This is a genomic window from Streptomyces sp. NPDC004667 (genome assembly GCF_040609475.1).
Lineage (GTDB): Bacteria > Actinomycetota > Actinomycetes > Streptomycetales > Streptomycetaceae > Streptomyces.
The window spans coordinates 57,503-70,864 of the sequence record NZ_JBEXKC010000042.1; the positions used below are offsets into that span (position 1 = coordinate 57,503).

Genomic DNA, 13,362 nt, shown 5'->3' on the forward strand with positions numbered 1-13,362 from the left:
CCGCTGTTCGGGTCTCGATTCCGGCACCATCCGCACCACCGGCCGGCGCGGCCGCCCCGTCAGTCGTCCGGGTCGGCCCGGTCGAGCGCCGGACGCAGCCCCGGAGCGGACTCGGTGAGCAGGTAGTCCGCGACGGCCGTGTCCGTGACGAGGCTGGTCACCAGCCCGGAGCGGAGCACCGCCCCGATCGCGGAGGCCTTGCGCAGGCCGCCCGCGATGGCCACCACCTCGGGGATCCGGCGCAGCCGGTCCGCCTCGACGGTGATGCACCGCTCGCCGAGGTCGCGCCCGACCCTGCGGCCTTCCGAGTCGAAGAGGTGTGCGGACATCTCCGCCGCGACGCCGAGGGAGGCGTAGTGCGCCCGCTCCTCGTCGGTCAGCATGTCGTGGACGGTGGAGATGCCGGGCTCCCAGGAGCCGATCGAGACGGCGGCGACCGTCACCTTGTCGAAGTACTCGAAGGCCCGCGCGATGCCCGTCTGGCTGCGCAGGGCGGCCGCGGTCGCCGGATCCGGCAGCAGCATCGGGGCGTAGATCGGGTGCGCGTCCCCGCCGGAGACCTGCGCGGCCCGGCGGACGGCCTCCACGGAACCGCGCTCGGCCGTCCCGGCGTCGTACACGCCGGTCAGCTGGACCACGGTGCAGGGGGGCAGCCGGTGCAGGGAGGCGGCCATGTGGATGGTGGAACGCCCCCACGCCAGCCCCAGCACGTCGCCCTCGTTGACGAGCTCGCCGAGCAGGTCGGCGGCGACCGCGCCGAGGTTCTCCGGGTCCGGAGCGTCCTCGGTGGCGTCGGCCGGCGACTCCACCACGACCGCGTGCCGCAGCCCGTACCGGGCACGGAGCGCGTCGGAGCGCTCCGCGTCCAGTTCGGCCGGCACCCGGATCTCGATGCGTACGAGGTCGCGTTCGAGGGCGGTCTCCAGGACCCGCGCCACCTTGAAGCGGCTCACGCCGAACTCCTCGGCGATCTGGATCTTGGACTTGCCCTCCAGGTAGAAGCGACGGGCCATGGCCGCCGCCTGCACCAGCTCCGCGGGTCCCATCCGCAGGGCTGACCGTCCCGCCGACATTGCAGACACCGCGTTCTCCTCACTGCTGTTCACACTGTCGTGTTCACACTCTCGACTCGCCGTTCATCCTGTCAGATCCGACGGCCGTTGATCAGCCTGGACGGCTTCCGTTCACCGAGCTGTTCATCAAGCCTCGCTCAGTGGTCGCACGCCCAGGGGGCGGCGGCGATCGCCGCACCCGCCTGCTCACGCAGGGTCCGCACCGCGGCGGCCGGGTCGACGGCCCCGTAGACCGCGCTGCCCGCGACGAACACGTCGGCGCCGGCCTCCGCGACCCGCTCGATGGTGGAGGCCGAGACCCCGCCGTCGACCTGGAGCCACAGCTCCAGCCCGTGCTTGGCGATCAGCTCCCGGGTCCGGCGGACCTTGGGGAGCATGATGTCGAGGAAGGACTGGCCGCCGAAGCCCGGCTCGACCGTCATGATCAGCACCATGTCGAGCTCGGGGAGGATGTCCTCGTACTGCTCGATCGGGGTGCCGGGCTTGAGCGCCATCGCCGCGCGGGCCCCCTTCGCCCGGATCTCCCGCGCGAGGCGCACCGGTGCCGCGGCGGCCTCGGCGTGGAAGGTGACGGAACCGGCGCCGGCCTCCACGTACTGCGGCGCCCAGCGGTCCGGGTCCTCGATCATCAGATGCAGGTCCAGCGGGATGTCCGTGGCGCGGCTCAGGGACTCCACGATCGGGACGCCGAGGGTGAGGTTCGGGACGAAATGGTTGTCCATGACGTCGACGTGCAGCCAGTCGGCCCCCTCGACGGCCCGCGCCTCCTCGGCGAGGCGGGCGAAGTCGGCGGACAGGATGCTGGGATTGATCTGAACGGCCATGCCCCCAAGCCTGCCATGCCCTCCGGCCACTTCCGGCCACGGCCCCGGAACTCGGGCGACCCGCCCGCGGGGCGGCCCGACCGCGCGGTGGATCCGCGATATAGACCGCCCCTACACGATGCACCCCGGGGGACGTCGGACGAACAGACAGGACGGGGTGGCGAGGCCGTGTACCGGAACGACCGGATCCAGCAGGACGGGCAGCAGCGGGCGCTCACGGCGGGGCAGCTCTCCGTCTGGTACGGCCAGCAGCTGGAGCCGGAGAGCGCCGCTTACCAGACGGGCGAGTACCTGGAGATCACGGGTGCGTTCGACCCGGAACTCTTCGCCCGCGCGCTGCGTCGCGCCGTGGCCGAGTCCGAGTGCATGCACCTGGTCTTCGACCGGGAGGCCGGCGGCGGCGTGACCCAGCGCGTGGAGGTCACCGAGGACTGGCCGCTGCACATCGTGGACGTGAGCGGCGAGACGGACCCGCGCGCCGCCGCCGTACGGTGGATGCGCGAGGACCTGGCCGGACCCGGCGGCCTCGCCCGCCCGCTGTTCACCGAGGCGCTCTTCCGGGAGTCCGAGGACCGGCACCTGTGGTACCACCGCATCCACCACATCGCCGTCGACGGGCTCAGCGGCGCGGTCATCGCGAAGCGGGTCGCCGGGGTCTACAACGCCCTCCTGGCCGGCGGCTCCGTCGAGGAGGGCGCCCTCGCGCACCACGAGGTCCTGGTGGCCGCCGACGCCGCCTACCGGGCCGGCGAGGACCACCGCGCCGACGCGGAGTACTGGCACGGAGTCCTCGCCGGACGCCCGGAGGCGGTCACCCTGAGCGGGCGCCGCCCGCTGCGCGACCTCCGGCCGCCCCTGCGGCACCTCGAACGGATCGGGGCGCGGGAGGCCGGGGCCCTGAAGGAGGCCGCCCGCGGCTTCCGCACGAGCCTGTCGGGCCTGGTCATCGCCGCCACGGCCGTCTACCTGCACCGGATGACGGGAGCCGGGGACCTGGTGCTCGGCATGCCCGCCCCGGGCCGGACCGGCGCGGCCGCGAAGGCCGTCCCGGGCATGACGTCCAACATCCTGCCGATCCGCCTCCGGGTGGATTCCGACACCTCCCTCGGCGACCTGTTCCGGCAGGTCGCCGACACCGTACGGGGCGCCGTGCGCCACCAGCGCCACCGCTACGAGGACCTCGCGCGGGACTTGCGCACCGCCGACACCGGGGCCCTGTTCGGGCCGGTGGTGAACGTGGTCTCGTACGACTACGGGGTGCGCTTCGGCGACTGCCCGGTGGTCCCCCGCGGCCTGGCCACCGGGCCGGTCGACGACCTGAGCGTCAACGTCTACGACCGCGCGCACGACGGCGGCGTGGAGTTCGCCTTCGACGCCAACCCCGCCCGCTACGCGCCGGAGGCCACCGCCGCCCACGCCCGCCGCTTCCTCGCCCTCCTGGACTGGTTCGCCGACGCCTCCCGGGAGGACCGGATCGGGGACGCGGACCTGCGCTTCCCCGAAGAACGCGCGGCCCTGACCGCCGAGCTGGACGCGGTGGGCCGGCGACCGCGGGGCGCCACGCGGACCCTGGTGGAGCTGTTCGAGGAACGGGCGGCAGCCTCCCCCGGGCCCGTCGCCGTGGTCTTCGGCGAGGAACACCTCACCTACGCCGAACTCGACACCCGCGCCAACCGCCTCGCCCGCGCCCTCACCACCCGCGGCATCGGCCCCGAAGACCGCGTCGCCGTCGCCCTGCCCCGGTCCACAGAACTCGTCACCGCACTACTGGCCACCCTCAAAGCCGGAGCCGCGTACGTTCCCCTCGACCCGGAATACCCCGCCGACCGACTCGCCTACATGCTCGACGACGCCACCCCGGCCGCCCTGATCACCACCACCACCCTCACCGACACCATCCCCGAACGCGGCGTCCCCCGACTCCACCTCGACCACCCCACCCTCACCGAAGAACTCACCCACCACTCCCCCCACCACCTCACCGACACCGAACGCACCACACCACTACTCCCCGAACACCCCGCCTACCTCATCTACACCTCCGGCTCCACCGGCCGCCCCAAAGGCGTGGTCGTCCAGCACGGCAACGTGGTGCGCCTCTTCCAGGAGACGGACCCCTGGTTCCGTTTCGGCCCCCGGGACGTGTGGACCTGGTTCCACTCCTTCGCCTTCGACTTCTCCGTCTGGGAGCTGTGGGGCGCGCTGCTGTACGGCGGCCGGCTCGTCGTCGTCCCCTTCGACGTGAGCCGTACGCCGTCGGAATTCCTCGCGCTCCTGGTCCGCGAGGGGGTCACCGTGCTGAACCAGACCCCCTCCGCCTTCCACCAGCTGATGCGCGCGGACGAGGAGGACCCCGAGCTGGGCCGGCGCCTCGCCCTGCGCACCGTCGTCTTCGGCGGGGAGGCCCTCGACCCGGCCCGGCTGGCCCCCTGGTACGTCCGGCACGCGCAGGACGCGCCGACGCTGGTCAACATGTACGGGATCACCGAGACGACCGTGCACGTCACCCACCGCCCGCTCACCGCGGCCGACGCCGAGGCGGCCGCGGCCGCCGCCGAGGCCGGTACCGCCTCCGGCGGCCCGATCGGCCGGGGCATCCCCGACCTGGGCGTGCTGGTCCTCGACGGGAACCTGCGGCCCGTCCCCACCGGGGTGGCCGGCGAGCTGTACGTCACCGGCGCCGGACTCGCCCGCGGCTACCTGAACCAGCCCGCCCTGACGGCGCAGCGGTTCCTCCCCTCCCCCTTCGGGGCGCCGGGCGGGCGCATGTACCGCACGGGCGACCTGGCACGGCGCGGCGCCGACGGGGAGCTGGAGTTCCTGGGCCGGGCCGACGACCAGGTCAAGATCCGCGGGTTCCGCATCGAGCCCGGCGAGATCGAGACGGTCCTCGTCGGCCACCCCGACCTCGCGGAGGCCGCCGTGGTCGTCCGCGAGGACCGTCCGGGCGACCCCCGGCTCGTCGCCTACGTGGTGCCGGGCGAGCGTGCGCGCACCTCAGGGACGACCTCCGGGACGACCTCCGGCACGGCCCTGCGCTCGTTCCTGCTGGACTTCCTGCCGGACCACATGGTCCCGGCGGCGTACGTCACCCTCGACGCGCTGCCCCTGACCGTCAACGGGAAGCTGGACCGGCGCGCCCTGCCCGCCCCCGGCCCCGTGTCCGCCGAAGTGTCCGCCGAACCGGGCCGGGGCCCGCGCGACGCCCGCGAGGAGGCCCTGTGCGCCGCCTTCGCCGAGGTCCTCGGCGTGGAGCGGGTCGGCATCGACGACTCCTTCTTCGCACTGGGCGGGCACTCCCTGTCGGCGGTCTCCCTGGTGGAGCGCCTGCGCGCCCGGGGCGTGAGCATCGACGTGCGGACCCTGTTCACCGCGCCGACGGTGGCGAGCCTGGCCGCCGCGGCCGGCCGCGCGGCCGTCACCGTCCCGCCGAACGGCGTCCCGGCCGGGGGCACGGACACCCTCACGCCCCCGATGGTGCCGCTGGTCGACCTGGACGAGGAGCAGCTGGCGCGGGTGGCCGCCGCCGTCCCCGGCGGTGCGCGCAACATCGCGGACGTGTACCCGCTGGCACCGCTCCAGGAGGGGATCTTCTTCCACCACCTGCTGGGCGCGGAGGGCGCCGGGAGCGCGGAGGGCGCCCACGGGGACCCGTACGTCATCTCGGCGGTCTTCGGCATCGGCACGCGCGTCGAACTCGACGGGTTCGTGTCGGCGCTGCGCCGGGTGGTGGAGCGCCATGACGTCTTCCGGACCGCGGTGGTGTGGGACGGCCTCCCCGAGCCCGTCCAGGTGGTGCTGAGGGACGCGCCCCTGCGCGTGACGGAGGTCCCGCTGTCCACGACGGGGGACGCGGCCGTCGAGGAGCTGCGGACGCGCTGGAACGGGCCGATGGACCTCGCCCGCGCCCCGCTGCTCGACCTGCACGTCGCCCGTGACGCGGGCGCGGACCGCTGGCTGGTGCTGTACCGCTTCCACCACCTCATCGGCGACCACACCTCGCTGGACGTGGTCGCCCGCGAGGTGGGCGCCCTGCGCGCCGGGCGCGGGCGGGAGCTGGCCGCGCCGCTGCCCTTCAGGGACTTCGTGGCCCAGACCCGGCTGCGCGTCTCCCGGGAGGAGCACGAGGCCCACTTCCGGGCGCTGCTCGGGGACGTCACCGAGCCGACCGCCCCGTACGGGGTGCTGGACGTCCAGGGGGACGGCAGCGCCGTCGCCGAGGTGTCCGTGCCGGTGGATCCCGAGCTGGGCGAGCGGGTCCGGAAGGTGGCCCGTGAGCTGGGGGTGAGTCCCGCCACGGTGTTCCACGTCGCGTGGGCGCGGGTCGTGGCGGCGCTGTCGGGCCGGGACGACGTGGTGTTCGGCACGGTGGTGTTCGGCCGGCTCCAGGCGGGCGCGGGCGCGGACCGGGTGCCGGGGCTGTTCATCAACACCCTGCCCGTACGGGCGGACGTGGCCGGGGTCTCGGTGGCGCAGGCGGCCCACGCGATGCGCCGCCGGCTGGCCGACGTACTGGTCCACGAGCACGCGCCGCTGACCCTGGCGCAGCGGGCCGGAGCCGTCGACCCGCAGTTGCCGCTGTTCACCACGCTCTTCAACTACCGCTACAGCACGGCGTCGGACGGTGCGGAGCCGGCCGCCCCGCCGATCGACGGCGTCGAGTGGCTGCACGCGGCGGAGCGCACCAACTATCCGCTCACGGCGGCCGTGGACGACCTGGGCTCGGCCTTCCACCTGATGGTCCAGGCGACCGCGCCCATCGACCCGGAGGTGGTCTGCGGCTACCTGCGCGCCACCCTGGAGCGGCTGACGGCGGCCCTCGCGTCGGCGCCCGACTCCCCGCTGCGGGAGGTCGACGTGGTCTCGCGGCAGGAGTGGGAGAGGCTCACGGCAGGCGGGGACCCGTCGGGGCCGGCCTTCGTGCCCGACCACCGGGCGCTGGTGGAGCTGTTCGAGGAACGGGCGGCAGCCTCCCCCGGGGCCGTCGCCGTGGTCTTCGGCGAGGAACACCTCACCTACGCCGAACTCGACACCCGCGCCAACCGCCTCGCCCGCGCCCTCACCACCCGCGGCATCGGCCCCGAAGACCGCGTCGGCGTCGCCCTGCCCCGGTCCACAGAACTCGTCACCGCACTACTGGCCACCCTCAAAGCCGGAGCCGCGTACGTTCCCCTCGACCCGGAATACCCCGCCGACCGACTCGCCTACATGCTCGACGACGCCACCCCGGCCGCCCTGATCACCACCACCACCCTCACCGACACCATCCCCGAACGCGGCGTCCCCCGACTCCACCTCGACCACCCCACCCTCACCGAAGAGCTCACCCACCACTCCCCCCACCACCTCACCGACACCGAACGCACCACACCACTACTCCCCGAACACCCCGCCTACCTCATCTACACCTCCGGCTCCACCGGCCGCCCCAAAGGCGTGGTCGTCCAGCACCACAGCCTCGTGAACATGACCCACGCGGCGATCGACGCCAACCGGATCACCCCGCGGGGGCGGGTGCTCCAGTTCGCCTCCCCGAGCTTCGACGTCGCCACCATGGAGGTGTGGATGACCCTGCTCGCCGGGGCCCGTCTGGTCATGGCACCGGCCGCCGAACTGCTGCCGGGCGAGGGCCTGGTGACCCTGCTGAAGCGCCACGCGATCACCCACGCGGGCATTCCGCCCGTGGTCCTCGCCGCGCTCCCCGCCGACGCCCTGCCGGCCGGGATGACGCTGGTCGTGGGCGGCGAGTCCTGCACCCCGGCGCTGGTGGAGCAGTGGTCGGCGGGCCGCCGCATGATCAACCAGTACGGTCCGACGGAGACCACCATCTGCGCCACCATGAGCGGCCCGCTGTCCGGGGCCGTATCGCCCCCCATCGGCCGGCCCATCGCCGGGACACGGGTGTTCGTCCTCGACGCCGCCCTGCGGCCGGTGCCGGCCGGGGTGCCGGGCGAGCTGTACATCGCCGGTGTGGGCCTCGCCCGCGGCTACCTGAACCGCCCGGACCTGACGGCGCAGCGCTTCCTCCCCTCCCCCTTCGGGGCGCCGGGCGAGCGCATGTACCGCACCGGCGACCTGGGCCGGTGGAACGCCGACGGGGAGCTGGAGTTCCTCGGCCGCGCCGACAACCAGGTCAAGATCCGCGGGTTCCGCATCGAACTCGGCGAGATCGACGCCGTACTGGCCGGGCACCCGGGCGTCGACCGGGCCGCCGTGGTGGTCCGCGAGGACCGCCCCGGCGACAGGCGGCTCGTCGCCTACGTGGTCCCGGCCGGGGACCGCCTCCCGGACGCCGACCCGGACGCCGACCCGGGCGCGGTGTCCGCCGCCGCGCTGCGCCGCATCCTGGAGGGCTTCCTGCCGGCCCACATGGTCCCGTCCGCCTTCGTGTTCCTGGACGGACTGCCGGTGACCTTCAACGGGAAGCTCGACCACAAGGCGCTCCCGGTGCCCGACCACACCCCCGCCGCCACGGGCCGCGCGCCCGTCACCGAGCTGGAGACCCGGCTGTGCGCGGTGTTCGCCGAGGTGCTCGCGGTGTCCGGGGTCGCGGCGGACGAGGACTTCTTCGCGCTGGGCGGGCATTCCCTGCTGGTGGTCCGGCTGCTGGCGAGGGTGTCGGCGGAACTGGGCGTACGCGTCGGGGTGCGCGAGTTCCTCGCGGCGCCCACCGCAGGGGACCTGGCCGCCCTGGTCGAGGACCGCCGGGCGGGCCGCACCCGCGGCCCGGTCGCCGTGGCCGGCGACGCCGACGCGTGGCTCGACCCGGGGCTGCACTTCCCCATGCCGGCCCCCGACGGGGACGGCCGGGAGCCCCGCCGGATCCTCCTCACCGGGGCCACCGGGTTCGTCGGCGCCTTCCTGCTGCGGGAGCTGCTGGCGCGGACCGCGCGGACCGGCACCGAGCTGCTCTGCCTGGTCCGGGGGGAATCACCGGCGGCGGCCCGCGCCCGGGTGAACGCGGTCGCCGTCTCCTACGGCCTGGGGCCCCTCGCGGACGACCCGCGCGTGCGGGTCCTGCCCGGCGACCTGGCCCGTCCGTCGCTCGGCCTCGACGCGCGGACCTGGCGGGAGCTGGCGCACGGCGAGGGAGCGGTGGACGCGATCGTCCACTCGGGCGCCCACGTCCACCACCTCTCCCCGTACGAGCGGCTGAAGGCGGCGAACGTCGACGGGACGCGGGAGCTGCTGCGGCTCGCGGCGGAGGGCGGCGCCACGCGCGTGCACCACCTCTCCTCCCTGGGCCTCTTCCGCGCCGGAGCGGAGCCCCGGCTGATCACCGAGGACTCCGACACGGCGGGCGAGAGGCACCCGCTCGCGGACGGCTACGCCGCCGGCAAGTGGGTCGCCGACCGGATGGTGGGGCACGCCGTCGCCCGGGGGGCCGACGCCCGTGTCTACCGGCTCGGCCGCGTCTGGGCCGATTCCCGCCACGGGGCGATCAACCCGGACGACATGTACTGCCGCCTGCTGACCACCTGCGCCGCGCTCGGCAGCGTCCCGCGCGACGCGGTGGCGTGGGCGGACCTGCTGCCCGCGGACGTCGCGGCGCGCGCCCTGGCCGCCCTGGTCCTCGACCGGGAGCCCACCGCCGCCACCGGCACGGCCGGCGTCCGCCACCTCCACCACGTCCGTCCGGTCCACGCCCTGGACTTCCTCCGCGTGTACGACTCCCTGCACGGGACGCACACCCGGGAGGTCCCGCTCGGGGAGTGGCTGCGCGCGCTCCGGGATGCCGGCGAGGCGGGCCGGGAGCTGCCCTTCCTGCCCTATCTGGACGCGTTCGAGGAGTACGCCCGCGCCCTGGCGGCGGGGCCCGTCCCGGCCGTCGACACCTTCCGCAGCCGGCGGACCGCGGAGCGGCTGGCAGCCCTCGGGGTGACGGTCCCGGAGATCGACGAGGCGATGATCACCGCGTTCTGGCGCCGCCTGGCCGCCACCGGCGACCTCGCGTAGGACGCCGATGGGCCGCACCGGGAGCCCGGTGCGGCCCATCGGCCCGGGGCGTGGCTACGCCGTGCGGCGCAGCAGGGCGAGGTACATCGCGTCCGTGCCGTGCAGGTGCGGCCACAGCTGGACGTCGGGGCCGTCGCCGAGGGCGGGGACGCCCTCCATGTACGGGCGGGCGTCGATCAGTTCGGCCGACACCGCCCGGGCACCGGCGCCCCGGCCCTTGAGGACGTCGTCCACGACCACCCGGGTCTCCGCCAGGTGCGGGGAGCAGGTCGCGTATCCCACGACGCCGCCGACGCGCACCGCGGCGAGCGCCTCGCGCAGCAGCCCGCGCTGGAGCGGCGCGAAGCCCTCCAGGTCCTCGGGGCGCCGCCGCCAGCGGGCCTCGGGACGGCGCCGCAGCGCGCCCAGGCCGGAGCAGGGCACGTCCACCAGCACCCGGTCGAAGGACCCCGGCAGCCACGGGGGCCGGGTGCCGTCGGCCGCGATGACCTGGTACGGGCCCGGGTTCCCGGCGAGCGCGCGCTCCACGAGCCGGGCCCGGTGGGGCTGCTTCTCGGAGGCCAGCAGGAAGGCTCCGCGCCGCGCGGCCAGCGCGCCCAGCAGCGCCGCCTTGCCGCCGGGACCGGCGCAGCCGTCGAGCCAGCGCGCGTCGCGCCCCTCGACGGGCACCGCGGCGAGGGCCATCGCCACCAGCTGGCTGCCCTCGTCCTGGACGCCGGCGCGCCCCTCGCGGACGGCCTCCAGCGCGCCCGGCTCACCGCCCTCGGCCATCCGCACCGCGTACGGGGACCAGCGCCCCGGCAGCGCCGAGTCCTCGCCGACGGCCTCCAGCAGCTCCTCGGGCGTCGACCGGCCCGGACGGGCCACCAGCGTGACCTCGGGCCGCTCGTTGTCGGCTTCGAGCAGGTCCTCGATCCCCGCGCGGCCTCCGCCCAGGGCGTCCCACAGGGCGCTGACGACCCAGCGGGGGTGGGAGTGGTAGACCGCGAGGTGTTCCTCGGCGTCGTCCTCGTACGGCGGGGCGACCCGCTCCAGCCAGCCGTCGAGGTCGTGCGCGGAGATCTTGCGGAGCACGGCGTTCACGAACTTGGCGCGGCCGTCGCCGAGCACCACGCGGGCCAGCTCGACGCTGGCCGAGACCGCGGCGTGCGTGGGGATGCGGGTGCCGAGCAGCTGGTGGGCGCCGAGCGAGAGCACGTCCAGCACCGGCGGGTCGACCTCGCGCAGCGGCCGGTCGATGCAGGCTTTGATCACCGCGTCGTAGGTGCCCTGGCGGCGCAGGGTGCCGTAGACCAGCTCGGTGGCCAGGGCCGCGTCGCGCGCCTGGAAGCTCTCGTCCTGGCGGGCCTTCTTCAGCAGCGGCGGCAGCACGAGGTTGGCGTAGGCGTCGCGCTCGTCCACCGCCCGCAGCACCTCGAAGGCCAGCATCCGGACGGGGTCCTTCTGGGGCCGGCGGTACGGCTTGGCCGGCCGGCCGCCCTGCTTGCCGGACGGCTTGCCGGCGCCTGCGGCGGCGGGACGACGACGGGGCTGTTCGCTCACGTGAAAGGTGCTCCGGGGTTACGAGGTACTGCGGTCGTGGGTCAGGGGGTACTGCCGGGCCCGCGCGGGGCGGACCCGTCGCGCAATCAGCCTACGTCGGCCGCGCCCAGGCGCTCGCCGGGAGCGATCCGCACCCCGCGGGCCCAGTCGGCGCCCTTCATCGGCTTCTTGCCCTGCGGCTGCACCCACAGCAGCTCGACGGCGTGCGAGCCGGTACCGACGTACACGTTGTTCTTGGCCGGGGCCAGCACGCCCGGCGCGAGGTCGGTGCGGTCGGCGACCAGCCCGACGGAGATCAGCTTGAGCCGCTCGCCGCGGAAGACGGTCCACGCGCCCGGGGCGGGCGTGCAGCCGCGCACCACGCGGTCCGCGCGCAGCGCGGGGGCGTTCCAGTCGACGCGCGCGTCCTCGACCGTGATCTTCGGCGCGAGCGAGATCCCGTCGGCGGGCTGCGGGACGGCGCGCAGGGTGCCGTCCTCGATGCCGTCCATGGTCGCGGACAGCAGTCCGGCGCCGGCGAAGGCGAGCCGGGTCAGCAGGTCGCCACTGGTGTCGCTCGGGCGGATCTCCTCGGTGAGCACCCCGAAGACGGGGCCGGTGTCCAGCCCCTCCTCGATGCGGAAGGTGGAGGCGCCGGTGACCTGGTCCCCCGCCATGATCGACTGCTGGACGGGGGCCGCGCCGCGCCAGGCGGGGAGCAGGGAGAAGTGCAGGTTGACCCATCCCTCGCGGGGGATGTCCAGGGCGCTCTTGGGGAGCAGCGCCCCGTAGGCGACGACCGGGCAGCAGTCCGGGCCGATCTCGCGCAGCCGGGCCTGGAACTCCTCGTCGCGCGGCCGCGCGGGCTTGAGCACCTCGATCCCGGCTTCCTCGGCGCGCTCGGCGACCGGGCTGGCGACGAGCCGGCGACCGCGGCCGGCCGGGGCGTCGGGGCGGGTGATGACGGCGGCGACCTCGTGCCGCCCGGAGGCGATCAGGGCGTCCAGGGCGGGCACGGCGACCTCGGGGGTGCCTGCGAAGACGAGCTTCACTGGGGTCCTACCTCGCTATCTCGGCTGTCAGCAGCGCACCAGTCTATGGGGCCCGCCCCCGCCCGCCCACCTGCGGTGCCGAGGGGGGCGTACGCACACACGCGCGCCTCTCGCATATGCCGACACGCCCCCGGTGCGTGACTTCCTCGCGGTATGGCGCGTTGGTCAAGGCAGATTGACCGAAACGGGCCGCGAACGAGAACGGTGTCTGCGGCCCGATCCGCTCTCCAGCACCGGTTCGAGAGGCTTCTTCATGGCCGACCACGCCACTCATGACGCCCAAGCACGGGCCAGCCTGCACCTCCTCGTGCGGGACATCGAGCGGGTTCGCCGACAGGTGGACGCTCTGCGCACCCTCACCGCCCAGCTCGGCAACGTGTACCGCCCGCGCCGCTCCGGGCCGTCCACGGGCTTCGTCGTCTACGGCCGGGCCCCCGCACCCACCGTCCGGCTCGCCCAGGAGCTGCGGGACAGCGTCGAGACGCTGGTCACCGCGGCGGTGGACTTCGACCGCTCGCTCGGCTTCTCCTGGGACGCGGTCGGCTCCGCGCTCGGCGTCACCAAGCAGGCCGTGCACCGCCGCTACGGGGCACGCCGCGCGCAGGCCGCCGAAGCCGCGGAGCCGCCGGCCGAGGGCACCACGACCCGGACGCTCGGTCCGCTGCCCACCATCCCGGCGGCCCGCTCGGTCCCCCCGCAGCCCGTGCGCGAGGACACCCAGGCCGCCGCCGCCCCGGCAGTCCGCCAGTCGGCGTTCCCGGGACCCCGCAACGGCTGATCCCGTCCGCGCCGCCGGGACGCCGACCCCCGACGGCACCGACCCCGCGGGGCGCGTCGTACACCCGCCCTCCGCCCCTTCCCCGCGGCTCCCCGCGCCGGCGGGGGGGGGGGGGCCGGCCCGGGGGCCCGGGGGGGGCCAGAGCGGGGGCGCGGGCG

Annotated in this window: 6 protein-coding genes; 2 read left to right on the forward strand and 4 right to left on the reverse strand. The window is 75.1% G+C overall.

The annotated features are described in order from the left end of the window. Positions 1-59: 59 nt before the first annotated feature. Both ABZW32_RS23125 and rpe read right to left on the reverse strand, forming a co-directional pair. Positions 60-1,106, reverse strand: coding sequence for a sugar-binding domain-containing protein (locus tag ABZW32_RS23125; RefSeq protein ID WP_078950459.1), 1,047 nt, complete (start codon positions 1,104-1,106; stop codon positions 60-62). A 104-nt stretch (positions 1,107-1,210) separates the two neighbouring features. Then, entirely contained in the window at positions 1,211-1,897 is a 687-nt protein-coding gene (rpe, locus tag ABZW32_RS23130) for a ribulose-phosphate 3-epimerase (RefSeq protein WP_266837887.1), read from the reverse strand. A gap of 168 nt (positions 1,898-2,065) precedes the next feature. Here rpe and ABZW32_RS23135 point away from each other — a divergent pair, with 168 nt between their 5' ends. Next, positions 2,066-9,853, forward strand: coding sequence for an amino acid adenylation domain-containing protein (locus ABZW32_RS23135; RefSeq protein WP_356218616.1), 7,788 nt, complete (start codon positions 2,066-2,068; stop codon positions 9,851-9,853). A 54-nt stretch (positions 9,854-9,907) separates the two neighbouring features. Here the strand turns inward: ABZW32_RS23135 and ABZW32_RS23140 are convergent, their stop codons facing one another. Together ABZW32_RS23140 and fmt are read right to left on the reverse strand one after the other, a co-directional pair. After that, positions 9,908-11,395, reverse strand: coding sequence for a transcription antitermination factor NusB (locus ABZW32_RS23140; RefSeq protein ID WP_356218618.1), 1,488 nt, complete (start codon positions 11,393-11,395; stop codon positions 9,908-9,910). 86 nt (positions 11,396-11,481) lie between these two features. Further along, on the reverse strand, positions 11,482-12,426 hold the full coding sequence (gene fmt / locus ABZW32_RS23145; protein ID WP_356218620.1) for a methionyl-tRNA formyltransferase: 945 nt from the start codon (positions 12,424-12,426) through the stop codon (positions 11,482-11,484). A gap of 253 nt (positions 12,427-12,679) precedes the next feature. On the opposite strand from fmt, the gene ABZW32_RS23150 reads away from it, so the two are divergent. Beyond that, positions 12,680-13,204, forward strand: a complete 525-nt coding sequence (locus ABZW32_RS23150; protein ID WP_356218622.1) for a hypothetical protein — start codon at positions 12,680-12,682, stop codon at positions 13,202-13,204. Positions 13,205-13,362 lie beyond the last annotated feature (158 nt).